This is a genomic window from Sulfitobacter sp. 1A15299, from assembly GCF_043556915.1.
In the GTDB taxonomy this organism is placed as follows: domain Bacteria; phylum Pseudomonadota; class Alphaproteobacteria; order Rhodobacterales; family Rhodobacteraceae; genus Sulfitobacter.
Window position 1 is genome coordinate 14,388 of sequence record NZ_JBIFFJ010000001.1, and the last position, 24,903, is coordinate 39,290.

Genomic DNA, 24,903 nt, shown 5'->3' on the forward strand with positions numbered 1-24,903 from the left:
GCCAGAGATGACGACGCTACCGCAACAGACCGACCGCAAACTCGGCCTCGTGATCGACCTCGACACCTGCGTCGGCTGTCATGCCTGCGTGATCTCCTGCAAGGGCTGGAACACCGAGAATTACGGCGCACCCCTGTCGGACCAAGACGCCTATGGCAGCGATCCTTCGGGCACCTTCCTCAACCGCGTGCACAGCTACGAGGTCCAACCCGAGGCGGGCGCGGCGCAGCTGGTCCATTTCCCCAAATCCTGCCTGCATTGCGAGAACGCGCCCTGCGTCACCGTCTGCCCCACGGGGGCGAGCTACAAGCGGGTCGAGGATGGCATCGTGCTGGTCAATGAAAGCGATTGCATCGGCTGCGGCCTCTGCGCTTGGGCCTGCCCCTACGGCGCGCGCGAGATGGATCAGGCCGCGGGCGTGATGAAGAAATGCACCCTCTGCGTCGACCGTATCTACAACGAGAACCTGCCCGAAGAAGACCGCCAGCCTGCCTGCGTGCGCACCTGCCCCGCCGGCGCGCGGCATTTCGGCGACCTGGGCGATCCCGACAGCGCGGTCAGCCAGTTGGTGGCAGAGCGTGGTGGCGTGGACCTGATGCCCGAACAGGGCACGAAACCGGTCAACAAATACCTCCCGCCGCGGCCGCGCGACACGCTTGGCCCACCCGAGGGCGAGATCGACGTGCTGGCCCCCTTCCTCGCCCCGATCGACAGCGGCCCCAAGGGGTTCCTCGGCTGGCTCGACCGCACTTTGGAGAAGCTCTGATGCATCCGGCGCCTTCCGTTATCCTGTTCAGCAGCCTGTCGGGCATGGGCTTTGGCCTGCTGGCGTGGCTCGGGATCGGCCTGCCTGCGGTGACCGGCTGGGTCGCTTTCGTCTTCTTCGCGCTGGCCTATCTCTTGGCCGTGGGCGGGCTGATCGCTTCGACCTTTCACCTTGGCCACCCGGAGCGTGCGCTCAAAGCCTTCACCCAATGGCGCAGCTCTTGGCTCAGCCGGGAGGCTTGGGCCTCGGTCGCGGCCTTGCTGACCATGGCAGCCTATGGCACGGGGTTGGTGTTTTACGACACGCAGCTCTGGCCCTTGGGGGTGATCGGTGCGGCGCTGTCGCTACTGACGGTGCTGACCACGGCAATGATCTATACCCAGATGAAAACCGTGCCGCGCTGGCATAGTGTCATGACGCCGCTGAATTTCCTATCGCTCAGCATCGCGGGCGGTGCCTTGCTGGCGGGGCAGGTGACGGCGGCGATGGTCCTGCTGGCGCTCGCCGGGGCGGTGCAGATCGCCACATGGTGGCGCGGGGATCGGGCGTTTGCCGCCTCCGCCAGCGATATTGCGAGCGCGACGCGGCTGGGAGCGCGGGGCAGCGTCCGCGCCTTTGAGCCGCCCCATACCGGCACCAACTACCTGTTGCGGGAATTCGTCTATCAGATCGGGCGCAAACATGCGCTGAAACTGCGGGTGATCGCGATTGCGCTGATGGTGCTGCTGCCGCTACTGTTGCTCTTGTCGCCCGTGTTTCACCACCTTGCCGCCGGTCTTGCGGTGCTCAGCCATGTGGCAGGGGTGCTGACCGCGCGCTGGCTGTTCTTTGCCCAAGCCGAACATGTGGTCGGCCTCTACTACGGCAAACGCTGAACGCAAAAGAGGGGGTGTCTCCACCCCCTCTTCGTATCGGCCAGCCCGTTTAGATTAGGCTTAATTCATCAGACCCGCATGGCGCAGGGCCGCATCGACCAGTTCCTTGGTCGGGTCGGTCAGCTCCGTGAGCGGCAGGCGCACCTCGTCCGAGCAGAGGTCGAGACGCGACATGGCGTATTTCACGCCCACGAGCCCCGGCTCGGTAAAGATCGCCTTGTGCAGCGGCATCAGACGGTCCTGCAATTCAAGCGCCTTGGCATAGTCGCCCGCAAGGCAGGCGGCCTGCATCTGCGCCACAAGGCGCGGCGCGACATTGGCGGTGACCGAGATGCAGCCGACGCCGCCTTGAGCGTTGAACCCATGCGCCGTGGCGTCTTCGCCGGAGAGTTGGCAGAAATCCGGGCCGCAGGCGAGGCGCTGATCGCAGACGCGCGCCAGATCGCCAGTCGCGTCCTTGACGCCGACGATGCGCGGCAACTGGGCCAGTTCGCCCATCGTTTCGGGCATCATATCCACCACCGAACGGCCGGGGATATTGTAGATGATGATCGGCAACTCGCAGCAGTCATGCACGGCGGTGAAATGCGCCACCAGCCCGCGCTGCGTCGGCTTGTTGTAATAGGGCGTCACCACCAACAGCGCATCCGCGCCGACTTTCTCGGCATGGCGGGCAAGACGGATGCTTTCGACCGTGTTGTTCGACCCGGCGCCCGCGATGACCGGAATGCGGCCCGCGACGGCTTTGACCACCTCTTCGACGACGGTCTCATGCTCGGCATGGCTCAGCGTTGGGGATTCGCCGGTGGTGCCGACGGGGACAAGCCCGCTCGACCCTTCGCCGATGTGCCATTCGATAAGTTTCTTGAGCGTATCCAGATCCAGCGCGCCGTTGCGAAACGGCGTGACGAGGGCAGGCAGAGAGCCTTTGAACATGTGCACGCTCCTTAAGTGCTGGCCGGCGGAAACCGGACTGGATGAGGGCTTTTGCGGGCGCTACCGTTTGATAAACGGTGCCCAAGCCATATGTTGCAAGGCTCTAGCCTCGGAGACGTAGGAAATGCAAGCGATGACGCGCCTGATGGCGATCCTCATGAGTGTTTTTGTCCTGACCGTGCCTGCGGAGGCGCAGCGGCCACGGCCTTTGGGCTGGGCGATGGATGCGATGCGCAGCGGCAATTGGGACGCCGCCGCGGCACTGGCCGCCCGTGATGGGCAGGTCGCCGCCGATGTGATCGAATGGCACCGGCTGCGCGCCGGGCGCGGCACCTACGCCGACACGCGCGACTTCCTGAACCGCAGACCCGATTGGCCCGGTGAGGCATATCTGCGCAAACAGACCGAAGAAGCGGCCATCGAACAATCCGAAAGCGATATTCTGGAGTTCTTCTCGGCCATGGCGCCACAGACCCCGCGCGGCGTGCTGGCCCATGCCGCGGCGCTGATCAACAGCGGCCAGCGCGGTGAGGCCGAGGCGAATCTCGTGTTGGCGTGGCGCACCATGCCGATGAACGCCACCAGTCAGGCGCTGTTTGTCGAAGCGCATGGCAGCCTATTGGCCCCGCATCACGCGGCTCGGCTGGAAGAGATGCTCTGGCAGCGCGAGCATTCCGAAGCGCGGCAGATGTTCGATCTGGTCTCAAGCGCCGATAAGGCGCTGGCCGAAACCCGCATCGCCCTGCAAAAGCTGGAAAGCGACGTGAACGCCAAGATCGACGCGCTCCCCGCCTCCAAAGCCGATGCACCGGGGTTGGCGCATGACCGCTTTGAATGGCGCATCCGCAAGGGGCTGCGCGAGGATGCCAAGGATTTGATGCTGGCGCGCTCGACCTCGGCTGCCGCTCTGGGCCAGCCCCCCAAATGGGCCAACCGCCGCCGCGCCTTGGCGCGGGATGAAATGCGCAATGGCGATGCGCAGAGGGCCTACCGGCTCGCGTCGCAGCATTTCCTGACCGATGGCTCGGACTATGCCGATCTCGAATGGCTCTCCGGCTATATCGCGCTGCGGTTCTTGGACGATCCCACCACCGCTCTGGGCCATTTCCAGAGCCATGACACTGCCGTGGACTCCCCCATCAGCCAAGGCCGCGCAGGCTATTGGCAGGGCCGCGCGTTGGAGGCGATGGGCGATGCCGAAGGCGCGGCTCAAGCCTATGCCATGGGAGCCAAATACCAAACCTCCTTCTACGGGTTGCTGGCCGCCGAACGGGGCGGCATTCCCTTTGACGAAAAGCTCGCAGGCGCGGCACCTGATCAGGACTGGCGCAGCTCCCCGCTGGCCCGTGCGCCGCTGTTCGAGGCTGGATTGCTGCTTCAAGCCTCGGGCGAGCTTTCCACCGCCGAACGGTTCTGGACCCATCTGGCCGAGCAACTCGTCCCGGAAGACATCGCCCTGCTGGGGCAAGCCGCCATCGACGTGGGCCAGCCTCATATCGCAGTGATGATCGGCAAACGCGCGGCGCAGCGCGGGCTGGAGGTGCCCGCCCCCTATTATGCGCTGCACAGTCTGGTGGAGAAAGACCTGCCAATGGCGACCGAGATGACCCTCGCCATCGCGCGGCGTGAAAGCGAATTCGACCCCAATGTGCAAAGCGGCGTCGGCGCGCGGGGTTTGATGCAGATCATGCCGGCCACGGCGCGGGACGTGGCGCGCGATCTGGGCATCTCAGGCCAGCACACGACGGACCGGCTGACCGCCGACCCCGATTACAACGCGCGGCTCGGCGCGACCTATCTGTCGCAGATGGCCGGACTTTTCGACGGCAATGTCTCCATGATGTCGGCGGCCTATAACGCCGGCCCCAGCCGCCCGCGCCGCTGGATGTCGACCTATGGCGACCCGCGTAAAGGCGAGATCGACATCGTCGATTGGATCGAGATGATCCCTTTTCGAGAAACGCAGAACTATGTCATGCGGGTGACCGAAAGCCTGCCGGTCTATCGCGCCCGTCTGGGCAAAGACCCGCTGCCGATCCCCTTTAGCGAAGAGTTAACCGGGTCGACGTTGAAGGCGTTCGCGCCATAGGGTGAACAGCCCCGCCGCCACGATCATGCCCGCGCCCAGCACCACGCTGGGGCGCAGCACCTCGTTGAAGACCGACAGTCCGATGATCACGGTAAAGATCAGCTGCGTATAGGCAAAGGGCTGCACCGCGCTGGCCTCGGCCACCTCGTAGCAGCGGATCAGCAGCCAATGGCCCGTGACCCCGGTGATGCAAAGCGTGCCCATCAACAGCCAGTTGCCCGGCGTCATCGGCTCCCAAAACCAGATGCCCACCGCCGTCATGACCGCCGCGCCGGTAACGCCGGTCCAAAAGAAACTCGTCGCCGTCGTGTCGCGCCGCGCGACATAGCGGGTCAGCAGGCCATAGACCGCGAACATCGCCGCCCCAGCCAGCGGGATCGCGGCGGCCGGTTCCACCACCCGAAGCCCGGGTTGCAGGATCACCAGCACCCCGACAAAGCCCACACCAATCGCCGCCCACCGCCGCCAGCCGACTTTCTCGCCCAAGATCGGACCAGAAAGCGCCGCCACCAGAAGCGGGTAGCAGGTAAAGACCGCATGGCTCTCGACCAGCCCCAGAATGGTGAAGCCCAGCACCATCGTGCAAATCTGCGCCGAAAGCAGCACGCCGCGCAGGATTTGCACCGCAGGCTGTGTCGTGGCGGCGGCGCGGCGGATGCCACCCGCCTTGCGCAGCGCCAGCGCGATGACGAAGGCCGCGAAAAACCAATAGCGGATCATCACCACCATCAGCACGTTGTAATTCTCGGCCAGATGGCGCGACAGCCCGTCTTGAACGGCAAAGACCATCGTCGTGGCGATCATCAGCATGATGCCGAGCGGGATGTTGTTGGACTGGCTCATGCGGGCATCCGCGCGCGGGTCATATGGCGTTTGCGGCCATAGCCGGGGATGCGGGCAACCTCGAAACCGCCCGCGGCGAGCGCCCGGCGCACGAAGCCTGCGGCGGTATAGGTCGCCGCACTGCCGTCCGGTGCGGTATGGCGTGCCACCTCGGCCATCAGTTCATCGCCCCACAGTTCCGGGTTCTTGGCCGGTGAAAACCCATCAAGGAACCAAGCATCGGCCAGACCCTGCCACGCAGGCAGGGTCTGGCGTGCGTCTCCGATGATGATCTCGGCCCGCAGGCCGGGCAGTTCCAACACGCCACCCGTGCCATCCCACGCCGCCGTCAGCGCATCGCGCCGCCCGTCGAGCGCGGGAAAAGCCGCATGGGCCTGCGCCATATCCTCAGGCCGCATCGGGTAGGCTTCGAAACTTGTAAAATGCAGCGGCCCGTCATGGCCCGCCCGCCTCCAAGCATCCCAAGCCAGCAGCAGGTTCAGCCCGGTGCCAAAGCCAAGCTCGGCGATGTGAAAGCCGGGGCGGAACCTTTCAGGCAGGTCATTGCCCGCCAGAAAGACATAGGCCGTCTCAGCCGCGCCATCCTCCAAGCTGAAGTAGGGGTCATCGAACTGGGTCGAGACGGGCACTTGGCCCGCGCGCCACGTGATTTGGGCATTCTGGTCTGGCACGGCACGTCCTGCTAGAGGGGGAAGAAGTCGCGCAGACACTGCGCAAGCTGGCGAGGAATGGCAATGGTGGATGTAACCGTAAGAGGGGCCGGGATTTTTGGCCTGTCGGTGGCTTGGGCCTGCGTCCAACGCGGCGCGACAGTGCGGGTGGTCGATCCGTCAGGACCGGCGGCGGGGGCGTCGGGCGGGATCGTGGGCGCGCTGGCGCCGCATGTCCCGGAAAATTGGAACGCCAAGAAAGCCTTTCAACTGGAAAGCCTGCTCAGCGCCGAAACCTTCTGGGCCGAGGTCGAGGCCGTGGGCGGTCGCGCGCCCGGCTATATCCGCAGCGGGCGGTTGCAGCCGGTGGCAGATGACGCAGCCCTCGCGCTGGCGCGGCAGCGGCAGGACACGGCAGCCGAGCTTTGGCAAGGCCGCGCCCGGTGGGAGCTGATCCGCGCCAAGGGCAGCGACTGGGCCCCGCAGAGCCCCACGGGCTGGCTGATCCGCGACACGCTAAGCGCCCTCGTCCACCCGCGCCACGCCTGCGCGGCACTGGTCGCGGCGCTGGCGGCCAAAGGCGTTGAGATCGTGGCCGAGGTGCCCGAGAAGGGTCTGACCCTCTGGGCCACTGGGGTCGCGGGGCTGGAGGCGCTGAATGCGGGACATCCGCGTTTGGTCGGCGCGGGCATCAAAGGGCAAGCCGCGCTCTTGCGGCTGGACCGGAGCGGCGCGGCGCAGCTTTTTGCCGATGGGGTCCATGTGATCCCGCATCTGGATGGCACGTTAGCCGTGGGCGGCACCACTGAGCGAGAATACGACAGCCCCGACAGCACCGATGCACAGCTCGACGCGGTGATCGCCAAGGCCCGCGCGGCGGTCCCCGCATTGCAAGACGCGCCGATCGTCGAACGCTGGGCCGGGCTGCGCCCGCGCAGCCGCAGCCGTGCGCCGATGCTGGGGGCGTGGCCGGGCAAGCCGGGGCATTACATCGCCAACGGCGGCTTCAAAATCGGCTTCGGCATGGCCCCGAAAGTGGCAGGGGTGATAGCCGATCTTCTGCTCGAAGGGCGCGATGCCATCCCCGAGGGTTTCAGGGTCGAGGACAACCTTTAGGCCAACAAAAAACCCCGGCCAGTGGCCGGGGTTCTCTGTCACTCGCAACGTGCGGTTTAGCGCGCGTTGGGCAGGATCACGATCTCGACCCGGCGGTTTTGCGCTTTGCCAGCGGCGCTCAGGTTGCTTGCCACGGGCTGGCTTTCGCCACGGCCAAATGTCTGCAAACGCTGCTGCGGCACACCGTTGGACAGAAGGATGTTTCCCACGGCCTGCGCGCGACGCTCGGAAAGCTGCTGGTTATAGGCCGCTTCGCCATCGCTGTCGGTGTGGCCGACGACTTGCAGGGTGGAGTTTTGATAGATGTTCACGTTCTGCGCCAGCGCGGCCAGATCGTCGCGCAGGGCGGGCGATACGCTGGTGCTGTCGGTCGCAAAGAGGATGTCTTGCGGCAGGGTTACGATCAGACGGTCGCCGGTGTTGGTGATCACCACACGGCTGTCCATCGCGGCGCGCAGCTCGGCCTCTTGTTTATCGAGCGAATAGCCGACGCCTGCACCGATGGTGCCCCCGATCAAAGCGCCCTTCAGCGCGCCTTTGCCGTCACCTTCGGAAATCGCACCGGCAAGGGCCCCGACGCCCGCACCGATCAAAGCGCCATTCTTGGTCCGCTGGTTGGGATCGCCATTGCCGGGTTGCATCGGCTGCGTACAGGCACCCAGTGTCATCGCGCCAGCCAGAGCGGCGGCCAAAGTCATCTTCGAAGAAATCATGTCTACTGCCTTCATGTTTGCGGCCCCGTTCGGGCGGGGCATCTTGACGTGAACGCAATATAGGCACGCAAAGTTCCCACGAACATTACATATAACCGTTATTCGGCAGAAACCCGCCCAGAGGGAGCCGTTTGCGCCTCTGCCCGCGCCGCTTCGAAGGCGAGCATGGCGCGTTTCACCGGCAAGCCCCAGTGGTAGCCGCCCAAGCCCCCGCTTTTGCGCAGCGCCCGGTGACAGGGGATCAGCCAACTGACCGGATTGCGCCCAACTGCCGTGCCCACGGCGCGCACGGCGCGGGGGCTGCCGATGCTCTGCGCGATTTCGGAATAGGTGGTCACCTGCCCCGAGGGAATGCTCAGCAACGCCTCCCAGACCTTGATCTGAAAGGGCGCACCGATGAGGTAGAGCGGCGCCTTCGCCACGGGGTCTTTCCGCCGCCCAAAGGCCGCGTCGACCCATGCCTGCAACCGCGCGGGAGCCTTCACGAAATCGGCGAGCGGCCAGCGGCTGCAAAGATCCGCCATCGCCGCATCCTCCCCCACTTCCGACGACAGCGCGAGCCCGCAGATGCCCTTGTCGGTGCCCATCACCAGTGTCGGACCGAAGGGGCTGTCGAACCAACCCCAGTAGATCGTCAGCCCCGCGCCCTTGCGGGCAAACTCACCGGGGCTCATCGCCTCCCAGCGCAGGAAGAGGTCATGCAACCGCCCGCTACCCGAGAGCCCCAGTTCATGCGCCGCCGCCAGCGTGGTGAAACGGTCGCGCAGCATGACCTTGGCCTGATCCAGCATCAGATACTGCTGGTAACGCTTGGGCGAGACCCCCACCCAGCGCGAGAACAGCCGTTGGAAATGCGCGGCGGACATGCCCATTTCGCCCGCGATCCAATCGAGTTGCTTGGGGTCTTCGGCCTCGTCGATCAGGGCGATGGCGCGGCGCATCACCTGATAGTGGTATCCCTGATCTTCGGGCGCGGGAGAGAGTTTTGCGATCTGTGTCATGCCGCAAGATTAGCCGCGCCCCTGCCTCCGCGCGACCCGTTTCTTGCGCCATCGCAGCCCAAGCCCCGCCGCCGCTTGCCCTGCCGCGCCATTCATCGCATACCCTGAGCCATGGCCCGCCAACTTGATTATCATACCATCCGCGAGATCTTTGCACGTTTCCAACAGGCCGAGCCTGAGCCCGAGGGCGAGTTGGAACATGTGAATGTCTATACGCTTGTCGTCGCCGTGGCGCTGAGCGCGCAATCGACCGACGCGGGCGTTAATAAGGCGACGCGCGAGCTGTTCAAAATCGCCGACACGCCGCAAAAGATGCTCGATCTGGGGCTCGAGGGGCTGATTGACCATATCAAGACCATCGGCCTCTACCGTCAGAAGGCCAAGAACGTCATCAAGCTGAGCCAAATCCTTGTGGATGACTATGGCGGCGAGGTGCCGAACTCCCGCGCCGCGCTGCAATCGCTTCCGGGCGTGGGGCGCAAAACGGCGAATGTGGTGCTCAATATGTGGTGGGGCCAGCCCGCGCAGGCGGTGGACACGCATATCTTCCGCGTCGGCAACCGCACCGGGATCGCACCGGGCAAGACGGTCGACGCGGTCGAGCGCGCTATCGAAGACAACATCCCCGCAGACTTCCAGCGCCATGCCCATCACTGGCTGATCCTGCATGGCCGCTATCATTGCAAAGCCCGCAAACCCCTGTGCCGCACCTGTATCATCCGTGACCTGTGCCAATACGAGGACAAGACAGAATGACCCAATACGAAGTGGTTGGCATCGGCAACGCCGTCGTCGACGTGATCTCCCATGCTGATGACAATTTCCTTGCCGAGAACGGTATCGAGAAAGGCATCATGCAGTTGATCGAACGTGACCGCGCCGAAGACCTCTATGCCGCGATGCAAGACCGGGTGCAGACGCCGGGCGGCTCGGTCGCCAATACGGTCGCGGGCGCGGGCGCGCTGGGCCTCAAGACCGCCTTTATCGGGCGGGTGCGCGATGATGAGTTGGGCCAGTTCTATGCCAAGGCGATGACCGATATCGGGATCGACTTCGTCAATGCCCCCGTGGCCGAGGGGGAGAACCCAACCTCGCGCTGCATGATCTTCGTCACCCCCGATGGGGAGCGGTCGCTGAACACCTACCTCGGCATCTCGACCGGGCTGACCTCGGCAGACGTGCCGCAGGCGGTGACGGAGAAGGCCAAGCTGATGTTCCTCGAAGGCTACCTCTTCGACCACGCGGCGGGCAAAACCGCCTTTCGCGAGGCTGCCCGGGCGGCGACGGCAGGCGGCGGCATGGCGGGTATCGCCATCTCGGACCCCTTCTGCGTGGAGCGTCACCGCGACGACTTCCTCGCGCTGATCGAAAACGATCTAGGCTATGTCATCGGCAATGAAGCCGAGATTCGCGCCCTCTGGGAAACCGACGATACCGAAGCGGCACTGGCCAAAACCGCTGAGATTTGCCCGCTGGTGGTCTGCACCCGGTCAGGCGACGGGGTCACATTGGTCCGGGGCGCGGAACGGGTCGACGTGCCGGTCGAAAAGGTCGTGCCGGTGGATGCCACGGGCGCGGGCGATCAATTCGCGGCGGGCTTCCTCTATGGCCTCGCCACGGGCCGCGACCTGGAGACCTGTGGCCGCATGGGCAACATTTGCGCAGGCGAGGTGATCCGCCACATCGGCCCCCGCCCCCAGACTGACATCATGGCCCTGTTCAAGGCCGAAGGGCTGGTCTGACCATGATCGAGAACGGTTTTCACGATGTCCCCCCCGGCAAACTCGCCGTGGTGGTGACGCATCTTGAGATGGACGCCAAACCCAGCCTGCGGGAGGTGCCCCTGTCTGAGGGTGTCGCCTTTCGGAAGGTCACACCGACGCCCGACTGGTTCCGCGACATTTTTCGGCGCGTCGGGATGGATTGGCTCTGGTACGGGCGGCTCAAGCTGGATGACGCGGCACTTACCGCGCTGCTGCAAGACCCGGCGCGGGACTTCTATACGCTGACCCGCGATGGCAAGGATGAGGCGCTGCTCGAATTGAACTTTGCCGAAGACGGCAGCTGCGAGTTGGCCTATTTCGGGCTGACCTCTGCGCTGATCGGCAGCGGCGCGGGGCGGTATCTGATGAACCAAGCGATCACGCTGGCATGGGAAAAACCAATCACCCGGTTGCATCTGCACACTTGCACCAACGACAGCCCGCAGGCGCTTGGCTTTTATGTGCGCTCAGGTTTCACCCCGGTGCGCCGTCAGGTCGAGATTGACGACGATCCGCGCCTTACGGGGTTGTTGCCGCGCGACGCGGCACCGCAAGTGCCTCTTATCGAGGCATGAGACTGCCGCCGGATCACCGAACCGGCGTGCACTCCGCCCCTTGGAAACAGGCGATCACCTTATCCACCACGGCAGGCTTCGGAGAGCCGAAGAGGTCGCCCCCACAGGGGTTGCTTTCCAGCGCATAGGCCCCATCCGGCTTGCGTTCGAGAAAGGCCAAAACATCCCCCTCTTCGGCAGAGCCGCACCACGGGCCGAAACACTGTACGTTGAGCGTCAAGGGCTGGTCAAAGGGCACGTCAAAGCCCCCTTCCGACAGTGCCTTGCAACTGATCTGTGCCCGGATCGGCGTCTCTTCGGGTGGGTTGATCCCAATGGAGCCACCCTTTGGCAGGGCGCTGGCATCAAAGGTCAGACGCCCCTGCACCACGACATAACTTTCCTCGGCTTTGGCCGCGCGTTGATAGGTCGCCTCGACCGAATGGGGCAGGCAACTGAGCGCAAGCGCGGGCAGCGGGGCCAAAGTGGCGAGGGTGCAGGCGATAATCCGTCTCATAACTTCTCCTCAAACTCTTCAAGAACCGCCGCATAGACCGCGCGTTTGAACGGCACGATATTCGCAACCAGTTGATCTGCGGGCATCCAGCGCCATTCCGAGAATTCAGGTTCGGCCGTCTGGATATTGACCTGATCGTCCTGCCCCAGAAAACGCATGAGGAACCATTTCTGTTCCTGCCCCCGGTAACGGCCCCTCCAGATGTTGGGCACCAGATCATGGGGCAAATCATAGGGCAGCCAGCTTGTCGTCTCGGCTTCGATCCGCACCAGATCGCGCGGGATGCCGGTTTCCTCCTCCAACTCGCGCAGGGCCGCATCGCGCGCGGCCTCGCCCTTGTCGACCCCGCCTTGGGGCATCTGCCACGCGTCCTGATCCCGGTCGCGCCGCTGGCCGACAAAGACCTCCCCCTCGGCATTCACCAGCATCACGCCGACGCAGGGGCGGTAGGGCAGTTTGGCAATCTCTTCGGGGGTCATGAAGGCTGGTCTCCTAAGTGGTGTTCATGACGGAGTTAGCACGACCACGGGGCGGCTCAAAGCGATCACATTGCGGCTTTGACGTTTCGGCAGCCGCATCCTTGACGCGGCGTTTCGCGTGACTTGCCCTGCCGTTTCCGATGGTGTCACAGTGACCCAGCCCACCCAGAAAGGTAAAGCCATGTCCGACTATCCCCACCTGCTTGCCCCGCTCGATCTGGGTTTCACCACGCTGAAGAACCGGTTGCTGATGGGCTCGATGCACACCGGATTGGAAGAGACTGGCGACTGGAACCGCGTGGCCGAGTTCTACGCAGCACGGGCGCGGGGCGATGTGGGGCTGATGGTCACCGGCGGCATCGGGCCGAACCGCGAGGGCGCCGTGGCCCATGGCGCAGCGATGATGGTCAGCCAGAAGGACGTGGACAACCACAGCATCATCACCCGGCGGGTGCATGAGGCGGGCGGCAAGATCGCCATGCAGATCCTGCACGCGGGCCGCTACGCCTTCACCCCCGAATGCGTGGCCCCGAGCGCGGTAAAATCCCCGATCTCCATGTTCGCGCCCAAGGAGTTGGACGAGGAAGGCATCGAGAAACAGATCAGCGACATCGCCGCCTGCGCCCTGCGCGCCCGCGAGGCGGGTTACGACGGGGTCGAGATCATGGGGTCCGAAGGCTATTTCCTGAACCAGTTCCTCGTCACCCATACCAACAAGCGCGAGGACCGCTGGGGCGGCTCCTACAAGAACCGCATGCGCCTGCCGCTCGAGGTGGTGCGCCGGGTGCGCGAGACGGTGGGCGAGGATTTCATCCTGATCTACCGCCTGTCGATGATCGACCTCGTGCCCAACGGCTCGACCTTCGAGGAGGTCGTGCAACTGGCGCAAGAGGTCGAAAAGGCGGGCGCCAATATCATTAACACCGGCATCGGCTGGCACGAGGCGCGCATCCCCACGATCGCCACCTCGGTCCCGCGAGCGGCCTTTGCTTGGGTCACGAAAAAGCTGATGGGCAAGGTGGGCATCCCGCTCATCACCTCGAACCGGATCAACACGCCGCAAGTGGCCGAGGAGGTGCTTGCGACGGGCTGCGCCGACATGGTGAGCCTCGCCCGCCCGATGCTGGCCGATGCCGATTTCCTCGCCAAGGCGAAGGCGGGTAGGTCCGCCCAGATCGCCCCCTGCATCGCCTGCAACCAAGCCTGTCTCGACCATACTTTCGGCGGCAAGATCTCGACCTGCCTTGTCAACCCGCGCGCCTGTTACGAAACGGAACTGCGGATCGAACCCGCCGCGAGCCCCAAATCCATCGCCGTTGTCGGCGCCGGGCCTGCCGGTCTCTCGGCAGCCATTACGGCGGCGGAGCGTGGCCACAAGGTCACCCTCATGGACCGCGCCTCCGAGATCGGCGGTCAGCTCAACCTCGCCAAACAGGTGGCGGGGAAGGAGGAGTTCTGGGGTCTGGTCGATTGGTACCGCACCATGCTCGACGTGCATGGCGTGACCGTGCAGCTTGAGACCGAAGCAACGGCCGAGGCGCTGTCGGGTTTCGACGAGGTCATCATCGCCACCGGCGTCATGCCGCGCGATCCGCAGATTCCCGGTCAGGACCGCGACAACGTGGTCAGCTACATCGACGTGCTGAACGGCTCGGCGAAGGTCGGCGATCGGGTCGCCGTGATCGGCGCGGGTGGCATCGGCTTCGATGTTTCGGAGCATTTGGTCCACGACGGCGAGAGCAGCACGCTGAACCTGCCCGAGTGGATGCGCGAATGGGGCGTTACCGATCCGGGCGCGCACCGCAGCGGCCTCGCCCCCGAAGGGCCGCAACCCCCGGCGCCCGCGCGGCAGATCACCATGCTGCAACGCAAGACCAGTAAGCCCGGCAAGGGTCTGGGCAAGACAACGGGCTGGATTCACCGCGCCTCGCTCACCATGCGCAACGTCAAGATGATCGCGGGTGTGAACTACGAACAGATCGACGACGCGGGCCTGCATATCTCCTTTGGCGAAGCGCGCGAGAACCCCACGCTGATCGAGGCCGACACCATCGTGCTCTGCGCCGGGCAGTTGTCCGAACGCAGCCTTGCCGATGCACTGGAAGCGCGGGGCCAGACCTGCCACGTGATCGGCGGCGCGGATGTGGCGGCGGAACTCGACGCGAAACGCGCGATCAATCAGGGCACACGTCTGGCCGCGACCCTCTGACCTTCGCTCTGCGCGCGCCCTTGCACCCGGCGCGCGCAACCCGCAAAATCACCTGACCGCTTTGCCAGCCGATAGGTGACCATGCCCCTCTGCGTCTTTGACATATTCGATGACGGCACGACCACGGTGCCCGAAGATACCCAGCTTACCGGGCCTGCGCGCTACCGTTGGTGGCATTTCGACATGGCTGACCCGGCGCTGGAACCATGGCTTGCCGAACATCTGCCCGAGATCCCGGCGGGCGCATTGCTCCAACCCGAAACCCGCCCGCGCTGCGACGAATATGACGACGGGCTGATCCTGAACCTGCGGGGCATCAACCTCAACGAGGGGCAACAGGCCGACCAGATGGTCTCGGTCCGGATGTGGGTGACGGATGCGGTGGTGATCACCGTGCGGATGCGCCGGGTCTTTGCCATAGATGAGCTGCGCGCGCTGGCCGCCGAAAGCAACGCGCCGTCCCGGCCTTCGGCCTTTGTCGAGGCGCTGGTCTCTCGGCTGACCGCGCGGGTGCAGATCGAAGTGGCGCGGCTGGCGGACCGGACGGCCTTTTACGAGGCCGATCTGGAGGACCATAGCACACCGCCCCCCAAAGACCTGCCCGTCACCCGCCGCAGTGCGATTCGGCTGGAACGCTACCTCGCGCCGCAGCGCCATGCGCTTGAGCGGCTTGCCACGCTGGACCTGCCGCTGGTGCCGGACGTGGACGCGATGAAGCTGCGCGAACTGGCCAACCGCACCGCCATCGTGGTCGAGGAATTGGACGCCCTGCAAGAACGCATCGTCACCGTACAGGACGAACACGACAACCAAGTCGCGCAGCGACAGGCGCGGCATGGCTACGTATTGTCCATCGCTGCCGCCGTGTTCCTGCCGCTCGGGTTCTTAACGGGGCTCTTCGGTGTAAACGTCGGTGGGATGCCGGGGGTGGACGACCCGCGCGCCTTCGCGATCCTGTGCCTTGCCATGGTCGGCCTCGCCGCCATCATGCTGGCCGTGCTGAAATGGCTGCGCTGGCTGTGACGGGCGGGGAAACGGATTGTTCTGCCGTTTCCATGCCATGAACGATCCCCGCAAAGACCACGGGACTGTCTTGCCTCCGCCCCGATCCTGCCCGAATTGCCGCCCATACCTGAACGCAACAAGATCAATGCGAAGGGACAGGCAATGGACCGCCTTACGGAAATGGAAGCGTTTGCCACTGTGGTGGATCAAGGCGGCTTTACCGATGCTGCCAAGAAGATGGGGATCTCAAAATCCGCCGTCTCAAAGCATGTCTCCTCGCTTGAGGCGCGCTTGGGCGCGCGGCTGCTGAACCGCACCACCCGCCGCGTCTCGCCCACCGAGATTGGCCTTGCCTATTACGACCGCGCCCGCCGGGTGCTGAACGATGCAGGCGAAGCGGATGCGCTGGTCACCTCGATGCAATCCGCGCCTTCGGGACTGTTGCGCATTTCAGTGGCGACGGATTTCGGGGTCAATCACCTCTCTCCCGCGCTGTCGGACTTTTTGCAGGACTTCCCGGACATCACCGTGAACATGGTGCTGAACAACCGCTACGTCGAGTTGATCTCCGAAGGCTTCGACATGGCCGTGCGGATCGGGGAGCTGGAAGACAGCACCCTGCGCGCGCGCAAGCTGACCGAGACCACCAAACGTATGATCGCCAGCCCGAAGTATTTCGAGCAATACGGGCGGCCGGAAAAGATCGACGATCTCAACAATCACAAGCTGCTGCATTACTCGAACCAGTCGTCGGGCAACGTGTGGAAACTGACCGCCCCCTCGGGTGAAAAGCGGCAGGTGCGCACGGCGGGCTGGCTGTCGGTCAATGACGGGCAGAGCCTTTTGAACGCCGCGATTTCGGGGCTGGGGATCGCCTATCTGCCAAGCTTCCTCTACGCCGATGCGATGGAGAAAGGGTTGGTCGAGGACGCGATCCCCGATCTGCCGCTGGAAACGCAGGGCATTTACGCCGTCTATCCGCCGGGCCGGTTCACCCAGCCCAAAGTCCGGGCATTTATCGACTTTCTAGTGCATGAGTTCGCCGAGAAGGGGCCTGCGGCCTGGTAAGGGTAGCGCGTGCCACCCGGCCGGAACGAGTAGCAGGCGCCGGGCCATCACATGACTGCCCCCCCGGCCGATATTGCCACCCGGCCCGGAATCAAGCCGCAGGCGCCGGGCCATCGCCTGCCCGCCCGTCACGCCAGAGGCGTGCCAGAATATGCTGGGCGCACCTTTGGTGCGACCGGGTAGGCGTTTGGGTGAGGCCGGGTCTGCCTTCGCGAGCGCAGATCACGGTTGCACCATAAAGTGGCCCCCCGCACCGCCTGATCGCCAACCCGCGGGCAGGCGATGGCCCTCTCACAAGACCACCTTTCCTCTCCCCCACCAGCACGCTATCTCTCCCGCCATGAGCAACATGCGCGAAACCTATGCCCGGCTTGTCGCCGGGGGTAAACTACAGGCCGACCCGGCCCAAGAAACCGTCATGGCCGAGTTCGACCGCATCCGCGATGCGCTGGCCAACCCGCCGAAGAAAAGCTTCTTCCGCAAGGCTCCAGAGCCGCCCAAGGGCCTGTACCTATGGGGCGGTGTCGGGCGCGGCAAATCCATGCTGATGGACATGTTCGTGGCGCATCTGCCCGACGTGCCTGCGCGGCGGGTGCATTTCCACGCCTTCATGCAGGAAATCCACAACGCCATGCATGAAGCCCGCAAGACCGGCGTTGACGATGCCATCGCGCCCGTGGCCCGGGACGTGGCGGAAAGCGTGCGCCTGCTTGCTTTCGACGAAATGCAGATCACCGACATCACCGATGCGATGATCGTGGGCCGCCTGTTCGAAGCGCTCTTTGCCGCGGGCGTCGTGGTGGTCACCACCTCGAACCGCCTGCCCGATGACCTCTATAAAAACGGCATCAACCGCGAGGTTTTCGTGCCCTTCATCGACCTTATCAAAGAGCGGATGGTGGTGCATGAACTGGCCAGCCCGACCGACTACCGCCAGGACCGGCTGGCAGGGTCGCAGGTCTATTTCACCCCCGTCAACGCCGAAAGCCGCGCCGCGATGGACGCGGTCTGGGACGATCTTGCAGGCGTCGAGGGCGAACCGCTGACCTTACACGTCAAGGGCCGCGAAGTGACCATTCCACAGTATCACAACGGCATGGCCCGCGCGGGTTTTCACGCGCTCTGCGGCCAGCCCTTGGGCGCGGCGGACTACCTCGCGCTGGCGCAGGCCGTGCGGGTGCTGCTGCTAGACAACATCCCCACCCTTGGCCGGTCGAACTTTAACGAGGCCAAGCGTTTCGTCACCCTGATCGACGCCCTTTACGAGGCAAAGGTGCGGCTGATCTGTTCCGCCGCCGCCGCGCCGGAAATGCTCTACCTCGAAGGTGAAGGCACCTTTGAATTCGAGCGTACAGCCTCCCGCCTGCGAGAGATGCAAGGTGAAGACTGGGGGCGCTGACCGCCCCCTCCTGCCCGATCAGGAATCACTGACCGGCTGCATATGCAGGTCATTGCCCTGCAGGAAAGGGTGGTAGGGCCGTTCGACCTCATAGAGCCACCACAGGCCGCCCGCGATAATGGCGAGACCTACGGCCATGAAGATAAATTGAAATTTCCGTGCATCGTCCTGATCGTGACGCGCGGACCGGCTGAAATTGCGCATGGGGACACCTCGGTCAAATTCGAAAGGGGAGACTTCCGTGGACCAAGATACACCACATCTGCACCTCGCAGCAGCGGCACACCCAAATATGGTTAATTAGACGTTTTCACGCAACACGCTACCGGCCAGGTAGAGCGAGCCACAGATCAGCACACGCGCATGGGGTTCGCGGGCGATGATCGCCTTAAGCGCCGCCGTGACGGTCTCGGCCGCTGCCGTCTCAAACCCCACATCGCGCGCCGCTTTCGCCGTCGCCTCGGCGGGCAGGGTCGCCGCCTCGCCGGGGATCGACACGGCGGTAAGGCTAGCCGCCTCTGCCGCCAACGGGCGCAGGTATCCGGCGATGTCCTTGGTGTTCAACATGCCGCATATCAGATGCGTGGGGCGCTTCGGCAGGGTGGCCAGTGTGGCCGCCAAAGCCGCCCCCGCCGCGGGGTTGTGGCCGCCGTCGAGCCACAATTCACCCTCGGGCGCCATACGGGCAAGCGGGCCGTCTGACAGCCGTTGCATCCGCGCGGGCCACTGCGCCTGCGTCACGGCAGCCTCACAGGCCTCTGCATCGACGCCAAGTTGGCGCAGCGCGGCCAGCGCGGCTCCGGCGTTCATGATCTGGTGGTCACCGGGCAGATTGGGGCGCGGCAGATCAAGCAGGCCGCGCTCATCCTGATAGACCATGCGCCCGGCTTCGGGTGCGACATGCCACTGCTGACCATAGGCCAAGAGCGGTGCGCCAAGTTTCGCAGCGCGGTCTTCCATCACCTCAAGCGCGGGGTCTTCCTGCGGGCCGACCACACAGGGCACGCGGCGCTTGATAATGCCCGCCTTTTCGCCCGCGATTTCGGCCAGAGTTTCCCCAAGATACTGCTGGTGATCGACCGACACCGGGGTGATCACGGTCAGGGCGGGATCGACCACATTCGTCGCGTCGAGCCGCCCGCCAAGACCCACCTCAAGAAGCGTGTAATCGGCAGGCACCCGCGAAAAGGCAAGGATCGCGGCGCAGGTCGTGATCTCGAAATAGGTGATCTCTTTGCCGCCATTGGCCGCGTGACATTCGTCCAGCACGGCGGCGAGGTCGGGCTCCGAGATCAATGCCCCCGCGACCCGGATACGCTCATGAAACCGCGCGAGATGCGGCGAGGTATAGGCGTGCACCGTCTTTCCCGCCGCCTCCAGACCTGCGCGGATCATCGCTTGGGTCGAGCCTTTGCCATTGGTGCCCGCGATATGGATCACCGGCGGCAGGTCATTCTGCGGATTGCCCAGAGCATCAAGCAGCCGCCACATCCGGTCAAGCGTCAGGTCGATGATCTTGGGGTGCAGCGCCATCATCCGTTCAAGGATGACATCGGATGAAGGCGTGCTCATTTCTTCTTGGGCGTCTCGGCGGGCAGGTCCGCTGCGGCCTGAACGGCGGCGGCGGCTTCGGCCACCTCAAGCTCTTCGGGGGCGGGCAGGTCGCCGCGCACGACAGGCGGCAGGCCCATCAGCATACGGATGATGGTGATCAACTCATCGCGCATCTCGGTCCGTTTGGTCACCCGGTCGAGCATCCCATGGTCCAGCAGATATTCCGCCCGCTGGAACCCCTCGGGCAGTTTCTCGCGGATGGTCTGTTCGATCACGCGCGGCCCGGCAAAGCAGATCAGCGCATTCGGCTCGGCGATCTGCACGTCGCCCAGCATCGCATAGGACGCGGTGACGCCCCCGGTGGTGGGATGGGTCAGCACGACGATATAAGGAAGCCCCGCCTCTTTCAGCATCTGCACGGCGACCGTGGTGCGCGGCATCTGCATCAGGCTGAGGATGCCCTCCTGCATGCGCGCGCCACCGGCGGCAGAGAACAGCACCAGCGGGCGTTTCAGCTTCACCGCCTCTTCGGCGGCGGCAATGATCGCATTGCCGACATACATGCCCATCGACCCGCCCATGAAGGAGAAGTCCTGCGCGCAGGCGACGACCGGCGTGCGGCCAATATCGCCGGTGACGACCAGCATCGCCTCATGCTCACCGGTCTGCTTCTGCGCGGCCTTCATCCGGTCGGGGTAGCGCTTCTGGTCTTTGAAATGCAGCGGGTCGGGCGTGGGCGCAGGGACCTTTACCTCGGTAAAGATGCCACCGTCGAACAGCGCCTTGAAGCGCGCGCGGGGGCTGATGTGCATGTGGTGGCCGCAGTTGGTGCAGACGTTCAGATTGTCCGCCAACTCGCGGTGAAACAGCATGGTGCCGCATTCGTTACACTTGGTCCACAGATTGTCCGGCGTCTCGCGGCGCGAGAAGATCGAGTTGATTCGCGGGCGGACGTAGTTCGTGATCCAGTTCATTGGCAGGCCTCTGCTGTGGTTCCGTCCCAGATAATCCCCGCATGGGGAAATTGCAATCAGCGGCGTATCGCCAGCCGCGCCGCCAGCCATGAGACCAGCATCAAGGCGAAGTCCACCGGCAACCATGAGCGCAACGCCGCGGCGTCATCCATCGAAAAGGGCGTAAGATAGAGCGCCAGCCCCGAGAGATCATCCGGCAGAGAGACAATGAGAATGGCCGAGACATTGTTCCACAGATGCACCGCGATGGCCGGCCCAAGCGAGCCGGAGCGCGCGGTAAGGTCCGCCATCAGGATGCCGAAGACCCCGGCCCAAAGCGCCACCATCAGCGCATTCTCCCCCGCCTCGGCAGGCAGGTAATGGCCCGCCGCGAACAGCGCCGACGGCAGCACCATCCAGATTAGCGGCGAGTTGAACCGCGCCGCCAGTTGCTGTTGCACATAGCCGCGAAAGACGATCTCTTCGGCGCTGACCTGCACCAGCACGCCCAGCAGCGACAGCGGCAAAAGCAGCAACCAGCGGCTTAGGGGCAGGTTCGGCGTCAACTCGCCGCCCATGTCCCAGGGCGGCAGGACCGCCAGCGCAACGCCCAGCAGCAACATGGCCCCGGAGACCGCGCGAAAGCTGGGCCAGAGCCGCCCCGGGAGACCAAAAAGGCTCCCTGCGTGGCGTTGGTGCACGATCCGCAGGGTCACGGCAACGGCCATCGCCATGGTGCCAAAGCTGAACAACAGCAGATACATGGCCTGCGGCGTAGCGCCTTTCAGCAGGTTGCCATGCAGCGAGGGGGCCGCCGCCCCCGCCAGCGCATAGACCGTCTGAAAGTAAAGCTCGTTCAGCGCGACATAGGCCACCACCGCCACGAAAAGCCCCAGCAAAAACCGCCACAGTGCCGAGGCGCTCCGCGCAGGCGCGACAAAGGCCGCGTGAGCGCTGTAATCGGGCCGCCAGTTCATCAGCAGCGCCGTTCAGATCGGGGGTGGTGCTTGCAGAGCATATGCCGGGCCTTCACGCTTGCCAGAAGGTCAGAACCTATGCCCTAACACGCTGCAATACAACAGTTCCCCCGCCTCATACGCGCCAAAGCCTTGCAGCATAGCCGCCGCCCCTCTATTCCATTCGAGACGTTTCAAGGAGCCCACCGATGTCCACCACGCCCCGCTTCGACAAATCCCGGCTGCCCAGCCGCCATGTGACCGAAGGCCCGGCCCGCGCGCCGCACCGGTCCTACTACTATGCCATGGGCATGACCGAGGAAGAGATTCACCAGCCGCTGGTGGGCGTCGCCACCTGCTGGAACGAAGCTGCCCCCTGCAACATCGCGCTGAACCGTCAGGCGCAGGCGGTGAAGGTCGGTGTACATTCCGAACAGGGCACCCCGCGCGAGTTCACCACCATCACCGTCACCGACGGCATCGCGATGGGGCACGAGGGCATGCGCTCTTCGCTGGCCTCGCGTGAGGCGATTGCCGACACGGTGGAACTGACCATGCGCGGCCATTGCTATGACGCCATCGTCGGGCTGGCGGGCTGCGACAAGTCGCTGCCGGGGATGATGATGGCGATGCTGCGGCTGAACGTGCCCTCGGTCTTCCTCTATGGCGGCTCGATCCTGCCGGGCAAGGCGCCTGCGGGCGCCGACGTGCCGGAAGATTTCGCCTCTCGCGATCTTACGGTGCAGGACATGTTCGAAGCCGTGGGCCGCTTCCAGAACGGCTCCATGTCGCAGGCAGCACTCGATGTGCTGGAACGCGTCGCCTGCCCCTCCGCCGGGGCCTGCGGTGGCCAGTTCACTGCCAACACCATGGCCTGCGTGTCCGAGGCGATCGGCCTTGCGCTGCCGAACTCCTCCGGCATGCCCGCGCCCTACGAGAGCCGCGACGCCTATGCCGAGGCTTCGGGTGCCGCGGTGATGAACCTGATCGAGAAGAACATCCGCGCCCGCGACATCTGCACCCGCGAAGCCTTTGAAAACGCGGCGCGCATTGTCGCCTGCACCGGTGGCTCGACCAACGCGGGCCTGCACCTGCCGGCGATGGCCCATGAGGCCGGGATCGACTTCTTCCTCGAAGACGTTTGCGAGATCTTCCGCGACACGCCTTACTTCGTCGACATGAAGCCGGGCGGCCAATACGTGGCCAAGGATCTTTACGACGCCGGCGGCGTGCCGGTGGTGATGAAGGAACTGCGCAAGGCAGGGCTTTTGCACACAGACTGCCTGACCGCCACCGGCCGCTCCATCGGCGAGGAGCTTGACCGCATCGACCGCGAGGCCGACGGCAAGGTGATCCACTCGGTCGCCACCCCGATCAGCAAGACCGGCGGCGTCGTGGGCCTGAAGGGCAACCTCGCCCCCGAAGGCGCCATCGTGAAGATCGCAGGCATGGCCGAGGAGGACATCGTCTTCACCGGCCCGGCGCTGGTCTTCGAATGCGAGCAGGACGCTTTCGAGGCGGTGCAGAACCGCGCCTATTCCGAAGGCGATGTCTTCGTGATCCGCAACGAAGGCCCGGCAGGCGGCCCCGGCATGCGCGAGATGCTGGCGACCACCGCAGCCCTTTCGGGTCAGGGCATGGGCAAGAAGGTGGCGCTGATCACCGACGGGCGCTTCTCGGGCGCGACGCGTGGCTTCTGCGTCGGCCATGTCGGCCCCGAAGCGGCCCATGGCGGCCCCATCGCGCTGCTGAAGAACGGCGATATGATCACCCTCGACGCGGTCAAGGGCAGCATCACCGTGGACCTCACGGACGAGGAACTGGCCGAGCGCCGCAAGGCGTGGACCGGGCCGCGCGCGACCAATTACGAAAGCGGCGCGCTGTGGAAATACGCGAAACTCGTCGGCCCCACCTACCTTGGCGCGGTAACACATCCCGGCGCCAAGGCGGAGACCCATGATTACATGGACCTCTAAAAGCCCGCTTGCGGCGCTTGCCATGCTCACCCTGTCCGCCTGCGAAGGCGGTCAGGGTTTTTCCTTTGGCGGCAGAGCCGCCACCCCCGAGAAACCGCTGCTGCAAACAGCTTTGGCCGGGGGCGCGGTGCAGGTGGTGCCGCCGCAGGGCTATTGCATCGACCCCAAAAGCCTCAAACGCCGCTTTGCGCTGATGGCGCGCTGCGATGCGCTTGGCCTGCCCGATGTGGTCAGCGCCGCGCCGCGCGGCATTCTCACCCTCGCGCTGATCGAAGCCGAGGCCGAGGCGCCCCTGCCCACACCGCAACAGGTGGCCGAGGCGGCGGGGCTCAGCCAGTTGCAAGAGGCCGGTAGCATCGAGGGGGCGTCGATCTTTGTGGCCCAAGGGCCGGCGCCCGCCGAGGGCATGTCCCCCCGCCATTGGCGCGGCATGGCGCGGATCGGCGGCCATGTCGCCAGCGTCACCCTCTACGGCGCGCCGCAAAGCCGGGCCATTTCCGAAGAGGGCCGCGCGCTGGTGGCAGAGCTGATCCAGCAAAGCCGCAACAAAAGCGCGACCCCCGCAGACGCGGGCAGCTAACCCGGCTCGCTGTTTCCATATCGGCAACACTGCCCGGGGCCGTAAACAATCACGGGGGCTATTCATTTGAACGAACTCCCCGCCTTGCATAGACTGCCGGCAAACGAAAGGCGCAGCTCCATGGTCAACTTCCGCCGCGGATATCTTGACGGCAAGCTCTTTGCCCGCGCGCTGCAACGCTGGGCGGTTGCGGCCCGCACAGCGGCCACGGCTGACCTCGCCACCCTACGCCGCCAACGCAGCCGCGCCCGACTGCTGCGCGCTGAACTGAACCAACTGATCCACCGCGCCGAAGACCGCCTTGCCCTGCCCGCCATCGAGGCCAGCGGGTTCCCGAAACCACATAACGCCGATTGGGCATGGCGGCCCGAGTTGTGGCGTGGCCCGCTTGCCACGCCGGGGCTGTCCTCGGTCGCGACCAAATCCAAACTGGGCGAAGAGGTGACCCTGTTCCACGATTGCGCGCAGTCGGAACTGACCCTGCGCCAGTTGCGTAACCTGCGCGAGACCGATCTGGCCCCCTTTGGCCTGCAACTCGACGTGTTCAAATTCGACGGGTCATTCCTGTCGCTGGTGGTCGATCTGCCGCCCGAGGCCACCACCGGATTGAAACGCCGTCACCTGATCCGCATGGATACGATCGTGCAATTTGAGCACCCGTTGGAGATCTTTGCCCGGCTCAACATCCGCCACGGGCCGAACACAGAACAGATCGTCCGCGAACTGCCCGTCGGTCAGGAACAGATCAGCGTCGAATTCGATCTGGCCTATAGCAAGCTCAACGAAAAGCGGATCGAGGCGGCATGGATCGACCTGATCTTTGAAGGGCCGGAAATGAACCAAGTCGTGCTGCGCGACCTCACTTTTTCCCGCTCCCCCCGCGCCCAGATCTAGGACCCCG

Annotated in this window: 25 protein-coding genes; 14 read left to right on the forward strand and 11 right to left on the reverse strand. The window is 64.7% G+C overall.

All coding sequences use genetic code 11. The features are described from left to right. Positions 1–7: 7 nt before the first annotated feature. Together ACGYK7_RS00055 and ACGYK7_RS00060 are read left to right on the forward strand one after the other, a co-directional pair. Positions 8–766, forward strand: coding sequence for a 4Fe-4S dicluster domain-containing protein (locus ACGYK7_RS00055; protein WP_394397847.1), 759 nt, complete (start codon positions 8–10; stop codon positions 764–766). Further along, positions 766–1,641 (forward strand): dimethyl sulfoxide reductase anchor subunit family protein, encoded by an 876-nt coding sequence (locus ACGYK7_RS00060; protein ID WP_394397849.1) that lies wholly within the window; start codon positions 766–768, stop codon positions 1,639–1,641. The genes ACGYK7_RS00055 and ACGYK7_RS00060 overlap by 1 nt, the downstream gene beginning before the upstream one ends. 60 nt (positions 1,642–1,701) lie before the next feature. Here ACGYK7_RS00060 and dapA read toward each other — a convergent pair whose 3' ends face one another. Further along, positions 1,702–2,577: a 4-hydroxy-tetrahydrodipicolinate synthase gene (gene dapA / locus ACGYK7_RS00065; protein ID WP_394397851.1), complete on the reverse strand. Its 876-nt coding sequence runs from the start codon at positions 2,575–2,577 to the stop codon at positions 1,702–1,704. A gap of 124 nt (positions 2,578–2,701) precedes the next feature. On the opposite strand from dapA, the gene ACGYK7_RS00070 reads away from it, so the two are divergent. Beyond that, a complete protein-coding gene (locus ACGYK7_RS00070) occupies positions 2,702–4,666 on the forward strand; it encodes a transglycosylase SLT domain-containing protein (RefSeq protein ID WP_394397853.1) in 1,965 nt (654 codons plus the stop codon). On the opposite strand, the gene ACGYK7_RS00075 is transcribed toward ACGYK7_RS00070, so the two are convergent. Further along, the gene (locus ACGYK7_RS00075) at positions 4,631–5,509 is read right to left on the reverse strand and encodes a DMT family transporter (protein WP_394397855.1); all 879 of its coding nucleotides are present in this window, start codon (positions 5,507–5,509) and stop codon (positions 4,631–4,633) included. The two genes, ACGYK7_RS00070 and ACGYK7_RS00075, sit on opposite strands and share 36 nt — an antisense overlap. After that, positions 5,506–6,180 carry a tRNA (5-methylaminomethyl-2-thiouridine)(34)-methyltransferase MnmD gene (gene mnmD / locus ACGYK7_RS00080; RefSeq protein ID WP_394397857.1) on the reverse strand — a complete coding sequence of 225 codons (675 nt, stop codon included), beginning with the start codon at positions 6,178–6,180 and terminating at the stop codon, positions 5,506–5,508. Before mnmD ends, ACGYK7_RS00075 begins: the two co-directional genes overlap by 4 nt. A gap of 57 nt (positions 6,181–6,237) precedes the next feature. Here mnmD and ACGYK7_RS00085 point away from each other — a divergent pair, with 57 nt between their 5' ends. Beyond that, positions 6,238–7,275 (forward strand): NAD(P)/FAD-dependent oxidoreductase, encoded by a 1,038-nt coding sequence (locus ACGYK7_RS00085; RefSeq protein ID WP_394397859.1) that lies wholly within the window; start codon positions 6,238–6,240, stop codon positions 7,273–7,275. Between the two features lie 56 nt (positions 7,276–7,331). On the opposite strand, the gene ACGYK7_RS00090 is transcribed toward ACGYK7_RS00085, so the two are convergent. Both ACGYK7_RS00090 and ACGYK7_RS00095 read right to left on the reverse strand, forming a co-directional pair. Then, a complete protein-coding gene (locus ACGYK7_RS00090) occupies positions 7,332–7,988 on the reverse strand; it encodes an OmpA family protein (protein ID WP_067265672.1) in 657 nt (218 codons plus the stop codon). Positions 7,989–8,086: 98 nt separating this feature from the next. Beyond that, entirely contained in the window at positions 8,087–8,989 is a 903-nt protein-coding gene (locus ACGYK7_RS00095) for a methylated-DNA--[protein]-cysteine S-methyltransferase (protein WP_394397861.1), read from the reverse strand. A gap of 111 nt (positions 8,990–9,100) precedes the next feature. Here ACGYK7_RS00095 and nth point away from each other — a divergent pair, with 111 nt between their 5' ends. The 3 genes from nth to ACGYK7_RS00110 are packed head-to-tail and all read left to right on the forward strand — an operon-like array spanning position 9,101 to position 11,327. Further along, entirely contained in the window at positions 9,101–9,745 is a 645-nt protein-coding gene (nth, locus tag ACGYK7_RS00100; protein WP_394397863.1) for an endonuclease III, read from the forward strand. Beyond that, a complete protein-coding gene (locus ACGYK7_RS00105) occupies positions 9,742–10,731 on the forward strand; it encodes an adenosine kinase (protein ID WP_394397865.1) in 990 nt (329 codons plus the stop codon). Before nth ends, ACGYK7_RS00105 begins: the two co-directional genes overlap by 4 nt. A gap of 2 nt (positions 10,732–10,733) precedes the next feature. Then, the gene (locus tag ACGYK7_RS00110) at positions 10,734–11,327 is read left to right on the forward strand and encodes a GNAT family N-acetyltransferase (protein ID WP_394397867.1); all 594 of its coding nucleotides are present in this window, start codon (positions 10,734–10,736) and stop codon (positions 11,325–11,327) included. A 13-nt stretch (positions 11,328–11,340) separates the two neighbouring features. On the opposite strand, the gene ACGYK7_RS00115 is transcribed toward ACGYK7_RS00110, so the two are convergent. Both ACGYK7_RS00115 and ACGYK7_RS00120 read right to left on the reverse strand, forming a co-directional pair. After that, positions 11,341–11,823: a hypothetical protein gene (locus ACGYK7_RS00115; RefSeq protein WP_394397869.1), complete on the reverse strand. Its 483-nt coding sequence runs from the start codon at positions 11,821–11,823 to the stop codon at positions 11,341–11,343. Then, positions 11,820–12,302: an RNA pyrophosphohydrolase gene (locus ACGYK7_RS00120; protein ID WP_394397871.1), complete on the reverse strand. Its 483-nt coding sequence runs from the start codon at positions 12,300–12,302 to the stop codon at positions 11,820–11,822. The genes ACGYK7_RS00115 and ACGYK7_RS00120 overlap by 4 nt, the downstream gene beginning before the upstream one ends. Positions 12,303–12,483: 181 nt before the next feature. Between ACGYK7_RS00120 and ACGYK7_RS00125 the strand changes: the two genes are divergently transcribed. The 4 genes from ACGYK7_RS00125 to zapE all read left to right on the forward strand — a co-directional run bounded on the left by ACGYK7_RS00125 (position 12,484) and on the right by zapE (position 17,983). Beyond that, entirely contained in the window at positions 12,484–14,511 is a 2,028-nt protein-coding gene (locus ACGYK7_RS00125) for an FAD-dependent oxidoreductase (protein ID WP_394397873.1), read from the forward strand. Positions 14,512–14,592: 81 nt separating this feature from the next. Next, entirely contained in the window at positions 14,593–15,534 is a 942-nt protein-coding gene (locus tag ACGYK7_RS00130) for a zinc transporter ZntB (protein ID WP_394398899.1), read from the forward strand. A gap of 144 nt (positions 15,535–15,678) precedes the next feature. Next, positions 15,679–16,584, forward strand: a complete 906-nt coding sequence (locus ACGYK7_RS00135; RefSeq protein ID WP_394397875.1) for a LysR family transcriptional regulator — start codon at positions 15,679–15,681, stop codon at positions 16,582–16,584. Between the two features lie 340 nt (positions 16,585–16,924). Further along, positions 16,925–17,983 carry a cell division protein ZapE gene (gene zapE / locus ACGYK7_RS00140; protein WP_394397877.1) on the forward strand — a complete coding sequence of 353 codons (1,059 nt, stop codon included), beginning with the start codon at positions 16,925–16,927 and terminating at the stop codon, positions 17,981–17,983. Between the two features lie 18 nt (positions 17,984–18,001). On the opposite strand, the gene ACGYK7_RS00145 is transcribed toward zapE, so the two are convergent. From ACGYK7_RS00145 to ACGYK7_RS00160, 4 genes are all read right to left on the reverse strand, one after another. Next, positions 18,002–18,187, reverse strand: a complete 186-nt coding sequence (locus ACGYK7_RS00145) for a hypothetical protein (RefSeq protein ID WP_271688452.1) — start codon at positions 18,185–18,187, stop codon at positions 18,002–18,004. A gap of 96 nt (positions 18,188–18,283) precedes the next feature. Then, the gene (locus ACGYK7_RS00150) at positions 18,284–19,555 is read right to left on the reverse strand and encodes a bifunctional folylpolyglutamate synthase/dihydrofolate synthase (RefSeq protein ID WP_394397879.1); all 1,272 of its coding nucleotides are present in this window, start codon (positions 19,553–19,555) and stop codon (positions 18,284–18,286) included. Beyond that, positions 19,552–20,511: an acetyl-CoA carboxylase, carboxyltransferase subunit beta gene (accD, locus tag ACGYK7_RS00155; protein ID WP_394397881.1), complete on the reverse strand. Its 960-nt coding sequence runs from the start codon at positions 20,509–20,511 to the stop codon at positions 19,552–19,554. The genes ACGYK7_RS00150 and accD overlap by 4 nt, the downstream gene beginning before the upstream one ends. Before the next feature lie 56 nt (positions 20,512–20,567). Beyond that, positions 20,568–21,467 carry a CPBP family intramembrane glutamic endopeptidase gene (locus ACGYK7_RS00160; RefSeq protein WP_394397883.1) on the reverse strand — a complete coding sequence of 300 codons (900 nt, stop codon included), beginning with the start codon at positions 21,465–21,467 and terminating at the stop codon, positions 20,568–20,570. Between the two features lie 188 nt (positions 21,468–21,655). Between ACGYK7_RS00160 and ilvD the strand changes: the two genes are divergently transcribed. The 3 genes from ilvD to ACGYK7_RS00175 all read left to right on the forward strand — a co-directional run bounded on the left by ilvD (position 21,656) and on the right by ACGYK7_RS00175 (position 24,896). Next, positions 21,656–23,422, forward strand: coding sequence for a dihydroxy-acid dehydratase (gene ilvD, locus ACGYK7_RS00165; protein WP_394397885.1), 1,767 nt, complete (start codon positions 21,656–21,658; stop codon positions 23,420–23,422). Then, positions 23,403–24,002: a hypothetical protein gene (locus ACGYK7_RS00170; RefSeq protein WP_394397887.1), complete on the forward strand. Its 600-nt coding sequence runs from the start codon at positions 23,403–23,405 to the stop codon at positions 24,000–24,002. The genes ilvD and ACGYK7_RS00170 overlap by 20 nt, the downstream gene beginning before the upstream one ends. A gap of 120 nt (positions 24,003–24,122) precedes the next feature. Beyond that, positions 24,123–24,896 (forward strand): DUF6478 family protein, encoded by a 774-nt coding sequence (locus ACGYK7_RS00175; RefSeq protein WP_394397889.1) that lies wholly within the window; start codon positions 24,123–24,125, stop codon positions 24,894–24,896. Positions 24,897–24,903 lie beyond the last annotated feature (7 nt).

Coding starts and splice junctions, on each gene's coding strand:
- ACGYK7_RS00055 (WP_394397847.1), top strand. CDS start 8: ATGACGACGCTACCGCAACAGACCGACCGCAAACTCGGCCTCGTGATC.
- ACGYK7_RS00060 (WP_394397849.1), top strand. CDS start 766: ATGCATCCGGCGCCTTCCGTTATCCTGTTCAGCAGCCTGTCGGGCATG.
- dapA (WP_394397851.1), bottom strand. CDS start 2,577: ATGTTCAAAGGCTCTCTGCCTGCCCTCGTCACGCCGTTTCGCAACGGC.
- ACGYK7_RS00070 (WP_394397853.1), top strand. CDS start 2,702: ATGCAAGCGATGACGCGCCTGATGGCGATCCTCATGAGTGTTTTTGTC.
- ACGYK7_RS00075 (WP_394397855.1), bottom strand. CDS start 5,509: ATGAGCCAGTCCAACAACATCCCGCTCGGCATCATGCTGATGATCGCC.
- ACGYK7_RS00085 (WP_394397859.1), top strand. CDS start 6,238: ATGGCAATGGTGGATGTAACCGTAAGAGGGGCCGGGATTTTTGGCCTG.
- ACGYK7_RS00090 (WP_067265672.1), bottom strand. CDS start 7,988: ATGATTTCTTCGAAGATGACTTTGGCCGCCGCTCTGGCTGGCGCGATG.
- ACGYK7_RS00095 (WP_394397861.1), bottom strand. CDS start 8,989: ATGACACAGATCGCAAAACTCTCTCCCGCGCCCGAAGATCAGGGATAC.
- nth (WP_394397863.1), top strand. CDS start 9,101: ATGGCCCGCCAACTTGATTATCATACCATCCGCGAGATCTTTGCACGT.
- ACGYK7_RS00105 (WP_394397865.1), top strand. CDS start 9,742: ATGACCCAATACGAAGTGGTTGGCATCGGCAACGCCGTCGTCGACGTG.
- ACGYK7_RS00110 (WP_394397867.1), top strand. CDS start 10,734: ATGATCGAGAACGGTTTTCACGATGTCCCCCCCGGCAAACTCGCCGTG.
- ACGYK7_RS00115 (WP_394397869.1), bottom strand. CDS start 11,823: ATGAGACGGATTATCGCCTGCACCCTCGCCACTTTGGCCCCGCTGCCC.
- ACGYK7_RS00120 (WP_394397871.1), bottom strand. CDS start 12,302: ATGACCCCCGAAGAGATTGCCAAACTGCCCTACCGCCCCTGCGTCGGC.
- ACGYK7_RS00125 (WP_394397873.1), top strand. CDS start 12,484: ATGTCCGACTATCCCCACCTGCTTGCCCCGCTCGATCTGGGTTTCACC.
- ACGYK7_RS00130 (WP_394398899.1), top strand. CDS start 14,593: ATGCCCCTCTGCGTCTTTGACATATTCGATGACGGCACGACCACGGTG.
- ACGYK7_RS00135 (WP_394397875.1), top strand. CDS start 15,679: ATGGACCGCCTTACGGAAATGGAAGCGTTTGCCACTGTGGTGGATCAA.
- zapE (WP_394397877.1), top strand. CDS start 16,925: ATGAGCAACATGCGCGAAACCTATGCCCGGCTTGTCGCCGGGGGTAAA.
- ACGYK7_RS00145 (WP_271688452.1), bottom strand. CDS start 18,187: ATGCGCAATTTCAGCCGGTCCGCGCGTCACGATCAGGACGATGCACGG.
- ACGYK7_RS00150 (WP_394397879.1), bottom strand. CDS start 19,555: ATGAGCACGCCTTCATCCGATGTCATCCTTGAACGGATGATGGCGCTG.
- accD (WP_394397881.1), bottom strand. CDS start 20,511: ATGAACTGGATCACGAACTACGTCCGCCCGCGAATCAACTCGATCTTC.
- ACGYK7_RS00160 (WP_394397883.1), bottom strand. CDS start 21,467: ATGAACTGGCGGCCCGATTACAGCGCTCACGCGGCCTTTGTCGCGCCT.
- ilvD (WP_394397885.1), top strand. CDS start 21,656: ATGTCCACCACGCCCCGCTTCGACAAATCCCGGCTGCCCAGCCGCCAT.
- ACGYK7_RS00170 (WP_394397887.1), top strand. CDS start 23,403: ATGATTACATGGACCTCTAAAAGCCCGCTTGCGGCGCTTGCCATGCTC.
- ACGYK7_RS00175 (WP_394397889.1), top strand. CDS start 24,123: ATGGTCAACTTCCGCCGCGGATATCTTGACGGCAAGCTCTTTGCCCGC.